The organism is Larkinella sp. C7 (assembly GCF_006149005.1).
In the GTDB taxonomy this organism is placed as follows: Bacteria; Bacteroidota; Bacteroidia; order Cytophagales; family Spirosomataceae; genus Larkinella.
In genome coordinates, this window is the sequence record NZ_VBSL01000006.1 from 436,708 (window position 1) to 455,368 (window position 18,661).

Here is an 18,661-nt window from a genome sequence, read left to right on the forward strand (position 1 = left end):
TATGACGGTATTTCTACCTAAAATCCGAGTATGAGCGAACGGGAAAAAATGCTGGCCGGGGAATGGTATTGGGCCAATGACCCTGAACTGCTGGCGATGCGGGCGCGCGCCCGGGAATTATTCATGCGGTATAACCAAACCCTCAACAGTGAGCAGCCGCTCCGGGAAGAAATACTGGGGATTCTGCTGGGATCATTTGGCAAAAATCCGGACATTCAGCCGCCTTTCTATTGCGATTATGGCGCTTATATTCATCTGGGCGACACGGTTTTTATCAACTACAACTGCACCATCCTGGATTACTGCCCGGTCACCATTGGCAACAATGTGCTGATCGGCCCCAATGTGAGCCTGTATGCTGCTTCCCATCCACTACTGGCCAGCCACCGCATTCAGAAGGGATCGGATATTGCGAAACCAATTACGATTGGTAACAACGTCTGGCTGGCCGGCAATGTCGTCGTTTGTCCGGGTGTAACCATCGGCGACAACACCACCATCGGGGCTGGTAGCATCGTGACGCGGGACATTCCGGCGAATGTGTTTGCCGCCGGTAATCCGTGCCGGGTGATTCGGGAAATTACGGAATAAGCTGATTCTTAACCCTGTTCCTATGATTGCTGTTCGCCACCTTACCAAGCAATACCCGACGCACCTGGCCGTCGATGACGTCTCCTTCGAAGTGGGCGCGCGCGAAACGCTGGTGCTGCTGGGAACCAGCGGTTCCGGCAAAACCACCACGCTGAAGATGATCAACCGGCTGATTGAGCCGACATCGGGTGTCATTGAGGTGAACGGGGTTGCGATCGGCGAGCGGAAACTTCACGAACTCCGGCGGGAAATTGGCTACGTGATTCAGGAAACCGGCCTGTTTCCGCATTACACCATTGGCGAAAACATCGCCCTGGTGCCGAGGTTGTTGCAGTGGGACGAACGAAAAATTCAGGACCGGATTCGGGAACTGATGGCGATGCTCCGCCTGCCCGAAACTTTCCTCAAAGCCTATCCCAGCCAGCTCAGTGGTGGACAACGGCAGCGGGTGGGACTGGCCCGGGCGCTGGCGGCTCAACCGTCGATTCTGCTGATGGACGAACCACTGGGTGCGCTCGATCCCGTTACCCGGAGTGCCATTCGCCGGGAATTCCGAAATCTGGAAGAAATACGCCAGAAAACCATCGTTTTGGTAACCCACGACATCCGGGAAGCGTTCGAACTCGGCGACCGGGTGGCGTTGATGGACGGTGGCCGCATCCAGCAGATCGGAACGCCCCGCGAACTGCTCCTGCGGCCGGTCAATGAATTTGTCCGCAAATTTTTCGCCGACCAGTGGCTGTCGCTTCAGTTGCACGCCTTTTCGCTCCAGGATTTATCGCCCTATCTGCCCGACGAAGCCACTTCGCCCCCCGAAGCGCGGCTTTTTCCGGCCCACACCCAACTGGCCGATGTCATGAGCGAACTGTCCGGTCCCAACTCCATTGTTTTCCAGTCCAATCACCGGTTTATAACCGTACAGTCGGCTACCATCTGGCCCGCACTGGGGCAGTTGCTCCAGAATCAATCCGTATCGTAAACCGTACCGACCGTGCAGGAATTTTTCGAATTCGTTGTTGAACATGCGGATAAACTGGCCGAACAAACGCTGACCCACATCGGCCTGACGTTCCTGTCACTGTGCATCGCACTGATCATCGGCATCCCGCTGGGTGTGCTGATTACGTTCCGCCCCCGCATCGTCGGCGTCGTTCTGGGATCGGTGGGCGTGCTGCAAACCATTCCGAGCATTGCCTTGCTGGGGTTTATGATTCCGCTGCTGGGGATTGGGCCGGGACCGGCCATTGTCGCCCTGTTCCTGTATGCCCTGCTGCCCATTGTTCAGAACACTTACGTGGGCATTCGGGAAGTGAGTCCGGCGCTGAAAGAAGCCGCGCGGGGCATGGGACTCACACCCTGGCAGGTGCTGATGCGGCTGGAGTTTCCGTTAGCCTTGCCGGTTATTTTTGCCGGCATCCGCACGGCCACGGTCATCAATGTCGGCGTCGCGACGCTGGCGGCTTACCTCGCGGCTGGCGGACTGGGGGAGTTTATTTTCGGCGGTATTGCCCTGAACAACACCAACATGATCCTGGCCGGCACCATTCCTTCGGCCCTGCTGGCGATTCTGCTGGACGCCGGGCTGGCCCGTTTGCAGAAGCTGCGCGGTTTGGGCCGCTATCGCGTCATGGCGGTTTTCTTCCTGCTCGTCCCGGTTCTGTCGTCGTTCTATCTGGTGCCGGGCGCGGGTCGCCCGACATTGCGTGCCGGTTTTGCGCACGAATTCTACGGGCGGGCTGACGGCTATCCGGCACTGCTTCGGACGTATAACCTGCATCTGGCGTCGCGGCTGATTGACCAGAATCTGATGTATGAAGCCGTTCGCACCGATCTGGTGGACATCATCAGCGGATATTCAACCGACGGGCGCATCAAGGCCTTCAATCTGCGGACGCTGACGGACGACAAACACGCGTTTCCGCCCTACGAAGCGGCTTTGGTCGTTCGGCAGAATACCTTGAAACAGCACCCGGAACTGCAACCCACGCTGGATTTGCTGGCCGGGCAGCTTTCGGATTCGTCCATGACCGAATTGAACTACCAGGTCGATCACCTGCACCAATCGCCAGCCGCCGTGGCGCGGCAGTTTCTGACCAGCGCCGGATTGCTTCGGAAACCGGATGGACAGAAGCGGCAGGGGAAGATTGTGATTGGCGCCATGATCTTTACGGAGCAGTATATTCTGGCCGAAATCGTGCGGCAATTGGTCGAAAACCGGACGGCGCTGGAGGTGATTACCAAAACCGGTCTGGGCGGCACCAAAATCTGCTTCGATGCCCTGATCGCCGGGGATCTTGATCTCTATCCGGAATACACCGGCACCGGTTTGCTGGTCATCCTGCAACCTCCGTTAGTGGTATCCGACACGTTGCAAGTAAGCACCAAAGCGGTTTATCAGTACGTCAGCCAGGAGTTTGACCGGAAATACCAGTTAAGCTGGTTGAAACCGCTGGGCTTCAACAATACTTACGCCCTGATGATGCGCGAGGCACAAGCAGAACAGTTGGGCATCCGGACCAATTCGGAGTTGAAGCAGTATCTGGACCGGTGATTTCAGTCTCATTAATATATTCCGATTGATGTAGCGGAAAGATGCCCTACTTCCCGCTATCCGCCGGTACTTTATTCCCCGGTTTTGTTCCAAATCTATTCCCGAAAAAATCGCCCGGATTCCAGGTGGGGCGCTCCGGATGCTGGGCGGTCAGATAACCGATCAGAAACTGGAGTTGGGCGTGTTTGGCGGCCGCATTGAAGTCGAATGGCTGGTCGATTTCGTCCTGGGGAGAATGGTAGATCGTCGCCCGCCAGTCGAGGTTCAGCTTCAGGCCGTCAACTTGCGGGTTGCCCGAATCCGTCCCGCTTTTGACATAAATCGCCGGAATGCCCTGCCGGACAAAGCTGAAATGATCGCTGCGCATGAACACCACCTGCTCCGGCATGGGATCTTTGGCCACCTTCACGCCCAGAAAGGACGCTGCGGTATTGACCGCCTTCGCCATGCTGGAATGCTCGTAGCCATACGGCACTATGTCGACCAGCGGATGAAAGAAAAACGGCATATCCAGACACAGGTTGGCCACCATCGATTCTTTCGGAACCGTCGGGTTGCTGGCGAAATAATCGGAACCCAACAGCCCCATTTCCTCCGCCGTGACGCCCACAAACAGAATCGAACGCTTGGGCTTCGTTGGCAATGACGCATACATCCGGGCCGCTTCGAGGTTGATGCCGACGCCCGACGCGTTGTCGTGTGCGCCGTTGTAAATGGAGTCGCCTTTGACGGGTCGGCCAATGCCGAGGTGATCGAGGTGCGAAACGTACACGACGTATTCGTTCTTCAGAACCGGGTCGGTTCCGGGCAGCACACCGACCACATTATACCCGGCAATGTCGCCCCCGGATTGGGTTTCGGTTTTCATCCGAACCGAAAAATTGAGCGGAAACGTTTGTGGAATGCTCTTGTTGGCAGCCGCGATGACATCCGCCAATGCGTGGCCGGATTCACTAAAAATCGTCCGCGCCGTTGAATCGCCCAGCGAAGCAACGCCTTTCAGTTCCGGGAAAACCCGTTGCGGTTTGCCGTCTTTGTCCAGCCAGCGGTAGGTGCCTTGTCGGGCGCGTGGGGCCGAGGCTTCCATGCGGTTGCGGACGTCGGTAGGCAGGCTGAACGAGATCACACCAACCGCACCGTGGGCAGCCGCATTCTCCAGCTTGGCCGAACCGTGATACGCCCGCTGGTTGGACGGAAAAGCCGCCGGAGCGCCGTTGAAATAGGCCACAATTTTGCCTTTGACGTCAATATTTTTATAATCGTCGTAGTTCAGATCGGGGGCTGTGACGCCAAAACCGACGAAAACAACGGGCGCAGTAACCTCACTTTTTTCGCTGCCATATACCGGGGCCAACATGTAGTTCTTTCCGAAGTTCAACGTTTGTTCGCCCTTCTTGCCGATCAGCGTCAGCGAGCTGTTTTCTTCGTTTACCCGCCACTGGCGCAGCGGGACTTTCTGTAAGTACGTCTGGTTATCGCCCGCCGGTTGCAGGCCGAGGGCTTCAAACTGCGAAATCACGTAATTGGCCGCCAGCCGGTAGCCGCGCGTTCCCGGCTTTCGGCCTTCCATGGCGTCGTCGGCCAGGAAGCGCATGTGGGCGCGGATGGCTTCCGGTTTTACGGACTGAACAGCGGTTTGGGCGTCGGCCGGAATGCCGGATTTGGCCTTATCCTGAGCGGAAACGATGGAAAGACTGAGGAGGAAGAAGTTTAGGGTTAAGGCGGTTTTCATATCCGGTCGCAAATTTTCAAACAACCAAGATAAGAAGAACCCCATAAAATAACAGAAAATTCTACCAGGAAGTCCAGCCACCATCCACCATCAGGTTTTGACCCGTCACGTACGATGCGGCATCGGAGAGTAAAAACGCGACCGATCCCGCAATTTCGGGCGACTGTCCGACGCGACCCAGGGGCGTTTTTTGCGAAAGCCGTTCGACAAACGCCGGCTCGTTCTGTTGCACCGCCGGATTGGGAAATGGGCCGGGCGAAATGCAGTTGCACCGCACGCCCTGCCGACCCCAATGCACCGCCAGATACCGGGTCATCTGAATAATACCGGCTTTGCCGACACCGTATTCAATCGGATTTTTGTTCATTGGGGCTTCATAGGCGGCAGGATCGGGCGACACAGAACCGTACATGCTGGAAAACAGCACCATACTTCCCCGACCCAGCCGGGCCATTTCCTGACCGACTGATCGGGCGATCAAAAACGTGGCCGTGAGTCCGCCGTGGTTTACGTCGTCAAAATCCTGCTCGGTCAACTCTTCGAGTTTTTTGCCGGTCGAGGCAAAGGCGAGATTGACCAGACCATGAGGGACGCCCCGACGCTGGATCTGTTCACTGACAAACGCCTGAATGGCAGTGCCCTGGCGAATGTCGAGCGTGGCCGGGAAAACCTGCGGACCCAATTGGGCGGAGGTGACAAAGGCGGCCGCGCGGTCGTCCAGATCGGCGCAGAGGACGCTGGCCCCCGCAGCCTGAAGCAAGCGAACCGCGGCCTGACCCAGATAACCGGCTCCGCCAATGACCCAAATGTCTTTCCCGTTCAGGCCGAATGCATCCGTGAATAAATCCGCCATACTAGGAATTTAAATAAATGATTTTGCCGCCCTGCGACAGACTATCCCGGGCCGCCAGCAAGGTTTTGATGATGTTTTCGGTTTTGGCAAATGACAGCCGGGGCTGGTTTTCCTCGACCGACCGGATAAACTCGATCAGGTTATCCCGGAACATGCCAAACCAGTTTTTGACTTCGATCAGCCGCCAGCCGTCCTTGCCAAACAACGAAATCTGGAACGTCAGGGCAATGTCCATGAACAGATGCACCGTCGCCTGCAAACCGTCGGCAAACTCCAGGTACACCACATCTCCGCCGTCGCGCCCGACGTGCCGGACCGAAACAGGCGTCGGATCGTCCAAGACCATGAACAAGCCTTCGAGCATGTGAACGCCGTACTTGATCCAGTCTTTTTTTCCTACGGACGTGGCAAGTTGCAGTTTTCCCAGCGCGCCGAACTCGTTTTTCACCGCCCGCAATTCCGTTGCGTAACGCATGGACGAGCAGGACATAATGAACCTCCCGTTTGCCACCTGTTCCGAAAAGTAGGCCAGATCTTCCGAGCTGCTGGCCAGCGGTTTATCGACAAAAAGCGGGATGCCCGCTTCGATGAACGGTTTGGCCATGTCGACATGGTTTTCGGGGTCGTCGCGACCCAGAATCACGGCATCGACCTGCCCGATCAGGTCCGTCATCTGATCGACAACGTGGTCAACCTGAACGGCTTTGGCGATACTTTCCGAAATCGCCCGATCCTGCGTCCAGACGTGCGTTACCCGCGCCCCCGGAATGCCCAGCAGATCGCGGTTGGCCGTCAGATAGGCCGATACACCGGGATACCCGACCCGATTAATTTCAGCCGCATCAAAAAAGCCGTTGATGATGGCCGACCAGGAGTACGGATGGGCGTTGCCCGCACTCATTCCAATAATTCCGAGTTTTACCACAGTTTTAAGGGTTGTATTCATATCCCGCCCGTGCGGTTTCAAACGAATGCGTTTTATTCTTTTTTCGCGGTAATTTTCAAAATAGCATATGCGGCCCCGGCGCGTACATCGGCATTTTCGTGTTTCAGCATCGGAACCAAAACCGGCAGGTCGGCCGCAATGCCTTTTTCGGACAGTGCGGTTGCCAGTTCCAGTTGATCACCGAGGGCTGGGGACGCCTTCGCGGCCAACATTTTGATCCGGAGCAGCCGGTACGGCTCCGACTGCCGGGCCTTCGGCGAAGCCGTCGCCATCGCGGCATGTACCAGATTCAACTGAAGTCCCGACGAAACCGGCTCCGACAAAGCGGCTTCGGCCAGACGGTTCCATTCGGCGGTGGTGAGTCCTCCCAGACGACGGATGATAAAGGCACCCAGTTTTCGGGGGGCGGTTTCTTCCGAGCGGGCGAGGGCCAGATTGAGAAATTTCTGCCGGTTGGCCGGAGCCGATTTCGCATCCGACAAGGTTGCTCCCCACAAAGTGTAGAGCGACAACGCCCGGTTTTCTCCGGCAATCGCTTTTTGGGCGGCTTCAGCATCGACCGTGGTGGGTGAGATACCGAGTTTGGCCAGGGTTTCGGCGGCATGGATGCGGTCGGGGCCGTTGGGGTCGGCAAACGCTGCGGCAATCTGATCCGTCCACTTTTTCTTTTCTGCCGGGGTGCTGGCAGCCTGCGCCAGCACCCGCCAGATGCCGATGCGATACGGTGATTTTTTTTCGAACTGCCGCAGTTCCTCCAGGTACACGTCCTGAACGCCAGCCGGTTCGCCGATCCAGAGCAAATACTCGGCCGCGTGCACTTTGATCCATTCCTGTTCGGTCTTCAAAACCGTCCGCAGTTCCTGAAGACACTGGTTTCGTAAGGCATCGGAAGTGGATTGGGCAGAAACCGGCGTAGAGGCAAAGTCAATCATAAACAGAAAAAAAAATAGCAGGGTTTGGATTTGTTTCATTCGGGAACAAGGGTTGAAAAAGACGGAATCAATGCCCGTGCTCCGGCTCGGGCTTCCGCCACACCGGACGCTGGAATGGAGCGATACGGCCAGCGCATCCGGCAATCGCCCGACGACCAGCCGCCCACTGCGGCCAAAAATTTATCACAGGCCGGGTCAGCATACTTCTGGTCGAGGATGTACGGAACGATGTATTCCGTCATGAATTGCTGAATGCGCTGCTCCCATTCCAGTGCCTGGGGCAGATCGGTTTGCATCAGGTGGTACCAGTCCAGCGCCAGTTGCGGATGCAGGCAGGCGACGTTCGAATACGAACCGTGGGCGCCTTCCCGAAAACCGGTCGCCAGCCGGTGACCCGGAACAAAGACTGATAACCCGGCCATGTATTCGCGCATCTGCTCGTACCAAACGGCATCCCCACCGGCCACTTTAACGCCGATCAACTGCGGCACCGCGTCTTTCAGCCGACCGAATTGAATGGGCGTCAACCGCACTTTGGCGTGGGGCGGGTTGTATAACACGATCCGTACATCTGTCGAAACGGCGGCCATTTTCTTCAGAAACGCCATAATTTCGGCTTCGGTAGGTGGAAACCAGTCGGGCAGAATGAGCTGAACGGCCCCCGGTTCCTGCCGGATCGCCCATTTCAGGCGGTTCAGGGAAATCCAGGGACTCATGTGGCTCACGCCAATCTGAAACGGAAGCCCGGCTTCGCGGCAGCGTTGGGCGAGCAAACGGTGGATACGCCGGAATTCGGTCTCGGTCTGGTTGTAAAATTCGCCCGCCGTACCGTTGGAATACAACCCATTGACGCCGAACCCGATGACTCGATCGATTTCCTTTTCCAACCGTTTAAAGTCGATGGAATCATCCGCGTTGATGGGGAGCATCAGCGTGGCCCAGGTGCCGCGAATGTCGGCGGCTTCAAGCGGGCGGGTTGCGGAAGGCGTATCAACAGGCATCGGGCAACTAGTTAAGTTTATCGAGCGGCACCTGCGCCAGATAAATGGCGGATTTTCCGTCGTGGGTCGAATAATACGAAACCCAGAGTGTATTCCGGTGAATGACCATGCCGGGGTAGCTCGCGTCGCCACTGCTCGGGAACGGTATCGTTTTGGTGATGTTTCCCTGCCGATCGGTCAGGTACAGCGCCATTTTGTTGGGGGAGGCATAATTTCGGGAACCGATCACCAGTTTCTGATCATTCAAAAACAGAAAGTTCGGTCCACCCAGCCGAATGGCCATTTTGTGGTACGTCCAGTTGGTGTAGGGGGCCGGGCTTTCCGCCACGAGGCCCATCTGATCCTCGGCTTCCCGGCGAATCAGCACAACCATGTTGCCGGTTTTGTCGAACCGGATGGTCGATTCGTTGGGCCGACCGGTTACGTCGAGATCCGAGACTTTTTCGTATTGAATGCCGTCTTTGGTTTTCAGCAGGTAAACCACCCATTTGTCATCGGTTACAATCTGATAGTCGATGGCGTAGCCGGTGCCGTTGTGCCAGGTCGTGCGCCAGATCCAGTCTTTAGAAGGTGAAATGGCCGGGTCCAGGGTAGATTTTTGTGGCACTGAAAAGTTCGCCCCTTTTTTGTCGGAAAACGAAACCATCGGCGCAATCCGCTGCACTTTCACTTTGCCGCCCGTTGGTCCGAAAACCGCCCCGGCCATCGTCACCATCAGCTTTTTGTCCGGCGTAATGGTCAGTTTGGGGTCGCGCAGGTCGAGGGAAGGAATGGCCAGCAGGGTGACGCTTTTCCAGTCTTTGCCGTCTTTTGACTTCAAAATCCGCACTTTCCCGCTGTTGGTCGTATCGACGTGCGAAAAACCTTCGCGGAACGTGCAGTAGAATTCATTGTTGAACAAAACCAGGTCCGTAAACGCGCTGTGGGGCGGCTGGTCCCAGATTTTGGCGACACGCACGTAGTCCGGGAACGTCCCGTCCTGCGCGCGCGCCGACCATGAACAGCAAGAAATCAGGCTTAGGAATAGCAGTAGTTTTTTCATCGTATCGATTGCGTCACTGTTCGGGATTTAGTTTGGGTTTAAGCAGAAATAAAATAACCGCACAGATGACCAGCAGTCCGGTAGCAACCTGGAATATCTGGCTGAAACTGACCTGTGCATCGCGCAAAACACCACCCGCATAGAGGCCAAGTCCGCCGATGATACAACTGAACAAATTCAGAATCCCGTAGCCGGTAGCCCGGTAGCGGGGGTCAGAAACCAGGCACAAAATGGGCATCATATTGGCGTCGCTGAACACGCGTGTGAAGGCGTAAAACACAAATCCGACGATGGCTACCGGCAGAATATCCGTCGTACTCGCCAGAAAAATGGCCGGAGCGGCAATACAGAGCCCGATGGCTGGCACCAGAATCCGTCCACGCGGGTTTTTCAGGCTCACCCGGTCGGCCAGAGCGCCACCGGTCAGAACGCCGACGAGGGCGGCCGTGTGAAAATAACCGGTCGCGTATAAACCGGCCTGCGACTGTGAAAGATTAAATTGCTCCTGATAAAAGGTTGGTAACCAGCCTACAATTAGCCAGCCGAGCACACCCAGCAAGCCCCAGAAAATCAGCAGCATCAGGTACGAAGGGTTGCTGAATAAATGAAGAACTGCATCGCCGAATCGGACGGGAATTACCGACTGTGTAGCGGTTTTTGGCGTTTCCACCGGGTTTGGCGCATCCCGCAGAAAGAAAAGCAGAATGACCGAGTACACCACACCAACCAGCCCGAAAACACTGAAAGCGACACTCCAGTCGTGGCTTTCGGCAATCATGCCGCCGACAAAACCGAGGCTTTGCCCCACCATAACCCCGGCAATGTGAATACCCGTCGCCAGCGAGCGCGTGGAGCCCCGGTGGTAATCGACGATGAGGGCCATGGCGGCCGGAATGTAGCAGGCTTCACTAATGCCCATCAGCGCCCGGGTCGCCAGCAATTCGTTGAAAGTAGTAGCCTGGGAAGTTAGCCACGTAACCAGCGACCAGACGAAGAGGCTGCCGATGATGACCCGGCTGCGGTTGTAACGATCGGCCAGAAAACCGGCAAAAGGGCTCATAAGGCCATAAATCCATAGAAAAACCGCCGTCAGTAGTCCAAATTGGGCGTCGGTCATCGGAATGGCCGTCTTGATCGATTCGCGCATGGTGGTGATCATGGTGCGATCGAGGTAATTCAGACAGCCGACCACGCAGAGAAGTGCTACGGCCAGCCAGGCCCCTTTGGGCAGGGCGGAAACTTTCGGGGGAGTCGCGAGCGTATCGGTTTTCATATAACGTTTCGGAGGTTAATGCCCGCAGGAATAGTCTGTTTACTGAAGCTCCAGGATCGAGCCGGCAATGTGACGGGTACTGTTCTCCAGGTTGTAGTAATACACCACCAGCACGCGTTTCTTGTCGAGCTGCACCGACCACGGATAGCCAATGTCGCCGTTGCCGCCATCTTCCCGCAAAACGATTTCGGGCGCGGTTTTAAAATCGGTGCATTCGGCGTTCAGGATGCGCGCCCGGATGCCGAAGGGTTGGTGCCGGTAGCCGTAGACCAGCAACACCCGGTTGTCGGCCAGTCGCGTGGCCTGCATCGGATGGCCCTGAAAGCCCATCGATTCCCATTTAAAACTCTTTCCGCCGTCGGTTGAGCGGGCAATACACGCCTGATCGTCCATATTCGCGGTGCGCAAAAAACCGATGATGTCGCCTTTGGGCGTTTCGTAGGCGGAGGCTTCGTTGAACGCTATTTTATCGTCGATGGCTACGACACTTTCGTATTTCCAGGTCAGTCCTTTGTCGTCCGAAACGATCAGGTGGTTCGACGTTTTCTTCGGCGACTGGGAATCGCTGGAGGCCACCACCCAATAGATGCGACCGCTTTTGCCTTCATACAACGCCCCCCGGTTGTAGGCTGGAATGGGTACGCCACCAAGCGGACTAAAGTTGATTTCGGGCTTAATGTGCGGGGGATAAATCGGTCCTTGCCAGTTCTTTCCGCCGTCCGTCGAACGAACCAGATAACCGCCCAGGAAAATGGCCCCACCCGCTTCAAAATACGGTTTTTTCAGATTGGCCATGCCGTCGGGACGGAGGAACGCCCAGCCGTAACTGGCGCACAGGATATCCCCGTTTTTCAGCTGGAGCAGACAAGGGTCCTGCGAGCCGCCGAAGGTGTGGGAATAAATCAGTTCCGGTTCTTTCGTCCAGGTTTCGCCGTCTTTCGACCGCAGTGCCACCAGGTAGCTGTTGGGGTCGACGTGCGTCGTGCCCTTTTCGCCAAAACCTTTCCGGTCCGGAGCCCGCCGAAAAGCCAGCAGCAATTCGCCGTTTGGTTTTTTGACAATCGACGGAAACGAAGCATAAAACCGCTCGTCCTTGTAAATAACGAAATCCTTCACTTTCCGGGCGGGCGGAACCGCTGTGGTTTGAGGGACAGGGACGTTTTCCGAAACAAACGACATGGTTCCAACTGAAACCGCGCCGGAAAGCAGAAGGAACAACGCAATACTATTTATTCGTGGGAGCATGGGAACGGGTTTAGGAAGCACATACAAAAATACATTTTGGTGATTGGTTACGCTTCTACTTTTCTTTCGATTTATAATACTTTTCTTCGGAGTTTGGAAAGATATAAACACATAGCCGAACGGATTTTGAATGATTGTATAAGTTTAATAGGCCAGCCTGGTATCATTCCTTCAAATTAAACGTGGTGCTGTGCGCCATCGACACGATCATCTGCTGGTCCTTGACGGCGTTGCTGCTGCCGACGGGGACGGTTTTGTCCTGAATCCAGGCCACAATCCGTGTTTGAACCCGGCCCTTGATCACCGTCCCGGTTTCCCGGTCCACCCACTGCTCGCGTTTGTACAGAATCTTCCCACCGTGCTCGTTGAAAAACCGGTAGCGGGAACCGCCCACCTGTCGGGCTTCTTCGTCGGGCAACAAATCTTCCACCCGGACGCCCAGGTCACTGAGCCAGACTTCGCCCGTGGCCCGGATCAATCGACACGCCCGGCCTGCCAACTCGGTGTCGTTGATGTAAGTCATGCTCATGGTAGTCGGTTTAACCGGCGGTAAATCCGTGCCGTTCAGCATCGGAATCCGCACGCTTTCAAGGCTTTCCCAGTGATCGCCCGGGCGGATGCCATCCACCGGCAGCAGCGGCACCAACACCGGAATGTCCGGAGCTAGCCACTGAGCCGCGTGGCCCTTTGCCTCAATCTGACTCACCTTCCCCTGCCGACTGGCCACGAAGTTGATCTGCTGTTTTTCCTGAGGACCTTCCTCGAACCACCGAAAGCCGGTCACCTCGGCGGTCAGCGGAGCGGCTTCTTCGGCGCTGTGTTTCCCCACTTTCAGCGTCAGGCTGGCCGTCGCTTCCAGGTATGGCATGTTGGTGGCCGGTCGGGGCGAGAACATCTTGAAGTGGGGATGTTCGACTTTCGTCAGCGTGTTCGTCACCGGAATGCCCTGCAATTCGGCCACGGTCACTTCGTAGGTAAAGGTCTTATCCGCTGGTAACTGGGGGGCTTTAACGCCCTGATCAGGTTTTAAATACCGGAACAACTGCTTCAGAATCCGTTCGTTTTCGGCCCAGGGGCGCGACATGTTGCCGGTCCACGAACCATTGTCGCCCACCAGAATGAATTTCCCTTTTCCCGGTCGCGTCATCACGATGCCGGGGCCTTTGACGTTGCGGTCGGGGTAGCCCGCGTCGGACGCGACCTGCATCAGAACCGTCGGATTTTTGGCTTCCGGCAGAATCTTAAGTGTACAGCCCGAACCGTAGTGAAAAATGGGGACGTCGTAGAAATACGGATGGTTTTCGCCGATGGTCACGTCGGAATAATGCGTGTCGTCGCTGTTCCAGTCGAGGCCAAAACTGCGCACCAGTTTGCGCAACTGGACGCCTTCAAAATCTTCGGCAGCCCGGTCGTCGCCCCCGCTGTTGATCATGACCATCAAACTGCCGCCTTTCTCGACATACCGCCGGAGCATCGCAATCTCGGCATCGGTGATGAGGTTGGCCGTGGGGTCCAGTTTCGGATTGTCGGGATTGACAATGACAACGGCGTCTTTCGTCGCCAGCAGGGTTTCGGAGTACGGTTCCTGCGCCATCGAAATGGCAAATTCTTTTTCCAGGGCTACAAAAACCGGGTCGAACGTGTTGGTGTGCACAAAATCATCCCAGCCGTAGCGACCGTTAATCGTGGTCCAGGAACCGGTTACCATGTAGTTGCCGACTTTGGTGCTGGGCCCTTTGCGGTGGTAATAATCAAACAGCAACGTTGGGGTTGGAGCCGCCTGCGGGCTGTATAAAAAAGGGACGGCTTCTTTCTTCGGCTTCTTTTTCGCTTTCACCGTCTGATTCGAATCAGCGACTACCAGGTTTTCGTGCGCCCGATTCGGCTTCCAATCCGCTGCTCCGGCAGAAACCGTACAGCCAAGACAAAGTGCGAGATAAAGCCAGTTACGGTGGGTCATGATGTATGAAGTTGAGTAATGCAAACCGTTTTATTTCATTCTTAAATCCCTGTCGCGTAGCGACGAAATGTGTGTAGGAGAATCCTTGCCGGGAATGAATCCTGGTCGCATAGCGCCCGAACATCCCCGCCCGAACAGGTTTGATCGCTACGCGACTAGCCACTACCCCCGAAGAAAGTTATCTTTTCAAAGCGGAGAAACCGTAACCTCCCGGACTTTGATGGCCTTGCGGGTTTGTCCCTGCGCATTTTTGTGCATAAAGTCGGAATAAATCACCAGGAATTTGTCCGGCCCAGTCGCCAGTAAACCGGTATAACCGCAGGAAACCGGCTCGGTTTTGCCCCGGTCATTTTCCAGATAAGGTTGCGAATCAGGCTGGCCAAAGGACATCATTTCGAAGCCATTGGTCCATTTCTCGCCTTTGCCGTCGTTCGAAAACCGGAGTTGAACGCCCGGGCGACCCGCCGAAACCACCGTGACGCCGTTTTCCAGTTGCAGCAAGCGGGGCAACACGCCGTTCGGTGTAATGACTTTGGGTTTGGTCCAGGTTTTGCCCTGATCGGTGGAACGGCTGGCGTACATGGGACCGCTGTAAATGTCGTGTGAACGAATGACGCTGAGGTAGGTACCGTCGGCCAGAATTTCAAAGGCTGGTTCGGTAAACCAGTACTTGTTTACGCCGTTGGTGTCGATTTTGGTGTCGGGCTGGTACGGAATGCGGCTCAGAATTTTCCAGGATTTTCCCGAATCGGTGGAACGGTAGAAGAAAACCCCGCCTTTGATGTCCACGCTTCCGTCTTCCCGAATGTGGAATCCCGGATAAATACAGGCCACGACCGCGCCATCGGCGGCTACTTTCATGTCGCCCCACCACACCACCGGCACCATGCCGCGCAGGCTGTAGCGCAGGGCCTGCGGATCATCGAGGGCGGCATGTTCTTCCTGCCAGGCGGTTTCGCCTTTCTTCCGGCGGGCCAGAAAAACCCCCTGCCGACTCGCCGGCATTTCAGACAACTTAAAAAACTTGTGTTCGTATTTTCTGCGGGTCATCGAACCGAGCGATTGGGGCATCGCCAGCTCGGATTCTTTGAGGGGCGTCGGGGTCAGAATTTTGATACGATCGCCATTGGGCAGCAGCAACCCTTCATCCGCGCCGGTTTCTTCCCAGCTTTTTGGATTTTGTTTCCAGGTTTTCCCGCCATCGGTGGAAATGGACGAAGGCGACAAGGTGTTTCCGTAGGATTCCATGGCGTCTTTGGCCATGTGCCATTTGGCCAGAATGGCGCCATCGGCGGTGCCGGCGATGGTTGGAAACTGAAAAAAGCCCCATTCTTCCACTTTGTCGGCAACACTCACCACCGCCGGTTCACCCAGCGTTACCCGGTATTTTTCCTGGCCATTCTGTTTATACAGAACATCGGTTTTGCCATACGCCGGAATCCCGTGCATGATAACGGAAAGGGGCTCATTTCGTTCGGTCCATTCCAGGCTGGGAGCCGCTGTTTTCTGGGCGGTTTTGCAGCCACCCAGAATAAGCCCGAAAAGAAGAAGGTAAGATTTTGTCATTGAAAGTGAGGGTGTTGAGCAAAGAAAAGGGTTGGTCAGCGCGGAGAAACCGTGATCTCCCGGACCTTGATGGCTTTACGGATTTCGCCTTTTTCGTTTTTGTATTTGAAATCCGAGTAAATCAGTAAAAATTTGTCCGGTCCCGTTGCCAACAGTTCCGGATACCCACACGAAACCGCGTCTTTGGGGTCACCGAACGGCAGCATTTCAAAGGCATCGGTCCATTGCAGACCGTTCGACGTCGTTGAAAAACGGAGCTGCATACCGGGGCGACCTGAGGCCAAAGCCGTGACGCCATTGCTTAACTGGAGCAATTTGGGCAACACCCCCGAACTCGTGAACGCCTTCGGGTGACTCCAGGTTGCGCCTTTATCGGTCGACCGGCTGACGTACATCGGGCTGTTGCCCAGCCCATCGGTGGTTCGCAGGACACACAGGTAAGAACCGTCTTTCAGAATTTCGAAAGCGGGCTCCGTAAAACCCAGGGCAAGTCGTTTGTTGCCGTTGGGGTCATGGGTCAAATCCGGCGCATAGGGAATCCGTCCGACGATTTTCCACGTCTTGCCCTGGTCGGCCGATCGGTAAAAATGCACGCCGGATGCCGCCACTTTTCCGTTTTGAAGCGAAAAACCGGGGTAGGTGCCGGTCATGATTTCCTTCGTGGATTCCACGCGCATGTCGCCCCACCACACCAGCGGAAAAAGTTTGTCGTCCGTGTAGCGAACCGCCGTTGGATCAATGAGTTGGTTGTGTTCCAGCGTCCACTCTTTTTGGCCTTTTTTCAGGCGGTTGATGTAAACGCCCTGTAGCTTTTCCGGTAATTCATCCACTTTATAATAGGAAAAACTCCGGCCGTACGTTTCCGGCGTTGTTCCCACTTTTTTGGGAAGTTTCAGGGTGCTGGTGTCGATCGCGGCTGGCGTATAGTTTTTGATCCGGTCGCCATTGGGCAACACCAGACCGTCTCCGAGCGGTCGTGACCCCGGGTGAGGGGTCCAGGTTTTTCCGCCATCGGTCGAAACAGCGTACCCGTTGCTGTCCTTGCCGTAACTTTCGGCATGATCGGAGTGCATGGCCCACGAGGCTACCAGCGATCCGTCGACACTGCGGTAAATCGTCGGGAACTGGAAATAGCCCCAGCCTACTGCTTTATCGGCCACCGTTACGACAACGGGTTGCCCCAGCGTTACCCGATACTTTTCCTTGCCATTCTGTTGATAAGCAACTTCCGTTTTTCCATAGGCCGGAATGCCGGGCGTGATGACGGAAAGGGATTGGTTTTTCTTTTCCTCCCAGTTCATGGAAGGAACACCCGGTTGTTGGCTTTTGCCAACCAGCGAAAGGGCACAAAGCAGAATGACAAGAGGAGATGTATTCATTGGGGTTAGGAGTTCTGCCAGAGGAGGGGAGCGATCAGAAAAAAACGGGCAACCAGCGCACATGAAAAACGTGCGCTGGTTGCCCAGGGGGGTACTTAATAACCGGGATTCTGTTTGATCTTGGGTTCCAGACTCAGTACGTTGCTCGAAATCGGGAACAGCAGCAAATGATCCTTGCCCTTTTGAGCCTGTAGCGACGGAACGATGTCGAACGCTTTGCCAAACCGAACCAGGTCCCACCAGCGTTTGCCCTCCAGCATCAGTTCCAGCAGTCGTTCTTTCAGAATGGCCGCATCGTTGGCCTCTTTGGTTCCGTTGACGAATTTGTAGGCATCGAATTTCGCCCCGTAAGCCCGTTGCCGCACCAGATTCATTTCCGTACTTGGGTCCTGGCCCAAGGCGTTTTTGGCTTCAGCTTTCATCAACAAAACATCCGCATAGCGGTACAGGATGATGTCGTCGACAAAAAACCGGACGCCCCCTTCAACGGTTCCCTGTCCTTTCGTCTGCACCGAGATGAAATAGTTTCGGGCGCCATTGGCACCGGTCGTATAGACCTCGTGGAAAGTACCGGCCCGGCGTTGATCATCGACCGAAAACTGGTTCCGGACGAGCGCACTGGGTTCCCAGACGTTGTTGCCACCCGACACCCCGACGATGGCTTTGGAGGCCGCTTCGGCATTGGCGGGTAGTGCCCCAACGGCCATGTAGATGTTATTGAAGTAATTGTCCCCGACTTCCAGATACCGGAAGCCCACCGACATCAGGATTTCCTTGCTGCCTTTGTTGGTGTATTTAAACAGACTGGCATAGTCGGCCAGCAGTGAAACGTCGGCTTTGGCCACTTCGTCGCAGGCCGCCAGGGCCGTCGTAAAATCAGCCTGTCCACCGTTGGCGCGTTTGCCCGTCCACAGATACACATCGGCTTTCAGGGCGTTGACCGACGGTTTCGACCACATGCTCCGGCCGTTCGTAAAGTTGTTGTCCGGGAAAAGTTGGATCGCTTTTTCAATATCTTCCTTGATCAGCTTAAAAACATCCGCAGCGGGCGATCGTTCCAGAAAGGTCGTTTCCGGGTCATAGCCTTCAGTGGGCAGGGTCCGCAGTGGCAAGTCGCCCCAGGTTCTGACCATGACGAAGTAGAGAAACGCCCGCATGGCATAAGCCTGCGCCAACGTGCTGTTCTTTACGTTTTCCGAACTAAAGGTAATCGTTGGCGCGTATTTCAGAATCAGGTTGGCGGCATTGACCGCCGAATACAAGCCGATCCAGTCGGGACCGGCACCTGCCTGGTTGAGGGTGTTCAGATAAAAGCGGTCATAATCCAAGGTGCCGGCCAGCGACTTCTGCATGACTTCACTACGGCCCTCGCCGTAGATATACAGGTTGAGCAGCGCTTCGTTCCGCAGTTTGACGTACATCCCGTTCAAACCGCCTTTGGCGTCGTCTTCCGTTTTCCAGAACGACGCATTGGTGATCACGCTCGTCGGATCGAGCATCAATTGGTCCGTACAGGAGGTGGTACTGATCAGCAGACCCAGTACGAATCCCGAAAGAAGTTTATAGGGTGATTTCATGGTTCAGCGAGTG

Annotated in this window: 15 protein-coding genes; 3 read left to right on the forward strand and 12 right to left on the reverse strand. The window is 55.7% G+C overall.

Going from position 1 to position 18,661, the window contains the following annotated elements; translation table 11 throughout:
• The first annotated feature begins 30 nt into the window (after positions 1-30).
• Genes FH871_RS18075 through FH871_RS18085 form a run of 3 tightly spaced genes read left to right on the forward strand, consistent with a single transcriptional unit; the run spans position 31 to position 3,142 of the window.
• Positions 31-591 (forward strand): sugar O-acetyltransferase, encoded by a 561-nt coding sequence (locus FH871_RS18075; RefSeq protein WP_138992806.1) that lies wholly within the window; start codon positions 31-33, stop codon positions 589-591.
• A 22-nt stretch (positions 592-613) separates the two neighbouring features.
• A complete protein-coding gene (locus FH871_RS18080; RefSeq protein WP_138992807.1) occupies positions 614-1,570 on the forward strand; it encodes an ABC transporter ATP-binding protein in 957 nt (318 codons plus the stop codon).
• A gap of 12 nt (positions 1,571-1,582) precedes the next feature.
• On the forward strand, positions 1,583-3,142 hold the full coding sequence (locus tag FH871_RS18085) for an ABC transporter permease/substrate-binding protein (RefSeq protein ID WP_138992808.1): 1,560 nt from the start codon (positions 1,583-1,585) through the stop codon (positions 3,140-3,142).
• Between the two features lie 46 nt (positions 3,143-3,188).
• Here FH871_RS18085 and FH871_RS18090 read toward each other — a convergent pair whose 3' ends face one another.
• From FH871_RS18090 to FH871_RS18145, 12 genes are all read right to left on the reverse strand, one after another.
• A complete protein-coding gene (locus FH871_RS18090; RefSeq protein WP_138992809.1) occupies positions 3,189-4,874 on the reverse strand; it encodes a M28 family metallopeptidase in 1,686 nt (561 codons plus the stop codon).
• Between the two features lie 61 nt (positions 4,875-4,935).
• Positions 4,936-5,727 (reverse strand): SDR family oxidoreductase, encoded by a 792-nt coding sequence (locus tag FH871_RS18095; RefSeq protein ID WP_138992810.1) that lies wholly within the window; start codon positions 5,725-5,727, stop codon positions 4,936-4,938.
• Between the two features lies 1 nt (position 5,728).
• On the reverse strand, positions 5,729-6,673 hold the full coding sequence (locus tag FH871_RS18100) for a Gfo/Idh/MocA family protein (protein ID WP_229317367.1): 945 nt from the start codon (positions 6,671-6,673) through the stop codon (positions 5,729-5,731).
• Positions 6,674-6,705: 32 nt separating this feature from the next.
• Positions 6,706-7,644, reverse strand: coding sequence for a hypothetical protein (locus tag FH871_RS18105; protein ID WP_138992811.1), 939 nt, complete (start codon positions 7,642-7,644; stop codon positions 6,706-6,708).
• The gene (locus FH871_RS18110; protein WP_138992812.1) at positions 7,641-8,606 is read right to left on the reverse strand and encodes a dihydrodipicolinate synthase family protein; all 966 of its coding nucleotides are present in this window, start codon (positions 8,604-8,606) and stop codon (positions 7,641-7,643) included. The genes FH871_RS18105 and FH871_RS18110 overlap by 4 nt, the downstream gene beginning before the upstream one ends.
• Positions 8,607-8,613: 7 nt before the next feature.
• Positions 8,614-9,648, reverse strand: a complete 1,035-nt coding sequence (locus tag FH871_RS18115; protein WP_138992813.1) for a hypothetical protein — start codon at positions 9,646-9,648, stop codon at positions 8,614-8,616.
• Positions 9,649-9,661: 13 nt separating this feature from the next.
• The gene (locus FH871_RS18120) at positions 9,662-10,921 is read right to left on the reverse strand and encodes an MFS transporter (protein ID WP_138992814.1); all 1,260 of its coding nucleotides are present in this window, start codon (positions 10,919-10,921) and stop codon (positions 9,662-9,664) included.
• 39 nt (positions 10,922-10,960) lie between these two features.
• On the reverse strand, positions 10,961-12,166 hold the full coding sequence (locus FH871_RS18125; RefSeq protein WP_212768244.1) for a sialidase family protein: 1,206 nt from the start codon (positions 12,164-12,166) through the stop codon (positions 10,961-10,963).
• Positions 12,167-12,329: 163 nt separating this feature from the next.
• Positions 12,330-14,126 carry a hypothetical protein gene (locus tag FH871_RS18130; RefSeq protein ID WP_138992815.1) on the reverse strand — a complete coding sequence of 599 codons (1,797 nt, stop codon included), beginning with the start codon at positions 14,124-14,126 and terminating at the stop codon, positions 12,330-12,332.
• 186 nt (positions 14,127-14,312) lie between these two features.
• The gene (locus FH871_RS18135; RefSeq protein ID WP_138992816.1) at positions 14,313-15,692 is read right to left on the reverse strand and encodes a sialidase family protein; all 1,380 of its coding nucleotides are present in this window, start codon (positions 15,690-15,692) and stop codon (positions 14,313-14,315) included.
• 35 nt (positions 15,693-15,727) lie between these two features.
• Positions 15,728-17,071: a sialidase family protein gene (locus FH871_RS18140; RefSeq protein WP_171062879.1), complete on the reverse strand. Its 1,344-nt coding sequence runs from the start codon at positions 17,069-17,071 to the stop codon at positions 15,728-15,730.
• A 95-nt stretch (positions 17,072-17,166) separates the two neighbouring features.
• Positions 17,167-18,648: a RagB/SusD family nutrient uptake outer membrane protein gene (locus FH871_RS18145; RefSeq protein WP_138992818.1), complete on the reverse strand. Its 1,482-nt coding sequence runs from the start codon at positions 18,646-18,648 to the stop codon at positions 17,167-17,169.
• Positions 18,649-18,661 lie beyond the last annotated feature (13 nt).

What these genes read in the sequence shown, in the direction of transcription:
- FH871_RS18075 (WP_138992806.1), top strand. Translation starts at nt 31, where the DNA reads ATGAGCGAACGGGAAAAAATGCTGGCCGGGGAATGGTATTGGGCCAAT.
- FH871_RS18080 (WP_138992807.1), top strand. Translation starts at nt 614, where the DNA reads ATGATTGCTGTTCGCCACCTTACCAAGCAATACCCGACGCACCTGGCC.
- FH871_RS18090 (WP_138992809.1), bottom strand. Translation starts at nt 4,874, where the DNA reads ATGAAAACCGCCTTAACCCTAAACTTCTTCCTCCTCAGTCTTTCCATC.
- FH871_RS18095 (WP_138992810.1), bottom strand. Translation starts at nt 5,727, where the DNA reads ATGGCGGATTTATTCACGGATGCATTCGGCCTGAACGGGAAAGACATT.
- FH871_RS18100 (WP_229317367.1), bottom strand. Translation starts at nt 6,673, where the DNA reads ATGAATACAACCCTTAAAACTGTGGTAAAACTCGGAATTATTGGAATG.
- FH871_RS18105 (WP_138992811.1), bottom strand. Translation starts at nt 7,644, where the DNA reads ATGAAACAAATCCAAACCCTGCTATTTTTTTTTCTGTTTATGATTGAC.
- FH871_RS18110 (WP_138992812.1), bottom strand. Translation starts at nt 8,606, where the DNA reads ATGCCTGTTGATACGCCTTCCGCAACCCGCCCGCTTGAAGCCGCCGAC.
- FH871_RS18115 (WP_138992813.1), bottom strand. Translation starts at nt 9,648, where the DNA reads ATGAAAAAACTACTGCTATTCCTAAGCCTGATTTCTTGCTGTTCATGG.
- FH871_RS18120 (WP_138992814.1), bottom strand. Translation starts at nt 10,921, where the DNA reads ATGAAAACCGATACGCTCGCGACTCCCCCGAAAGTTTCCGCCCTGCCC.
- FH871_RS18125 (WP_212768244.1), bottom strand. Translation starts at nt 12,166, where the DNA reads ATGCTCCCACGAATAAATAGTATTGCGTTGTTCCTTCTGCTTTCCGGC.
- FH871_RS18130 (WP_138992815.1), bottom strand. Translation starts at nt 14,126, where the DNA reads ATGACCCACCGTAACTGGCTTTATCTCGCACTTTGTCTTGGCTGTACG.
- FH871_RS18135 (WP_138992816.1), bottom strand. Translation starts at nt 15,692, where the DNA reads ATGACAAAATCTTACCTTCTTCTTTTCGGGCTTATTCTGGGTGGCTGC.
- FH871_RS18140 (WP_171062879.1), bottom strand. Translation starts at nt 17,071, where the DNA reads ATGAATACATCTCCTCTTGTCATTCTGCTTTGTGCCCTTTCGCTGGTT.
- FH871_RS18145 (WP_138992818.1), bottom strand. Translation starts at nt 18,648, where the DNA reads ATGAAATCACCCTATAAACTTCTTTCGGGATTCGTACTGGGTCTGCTG.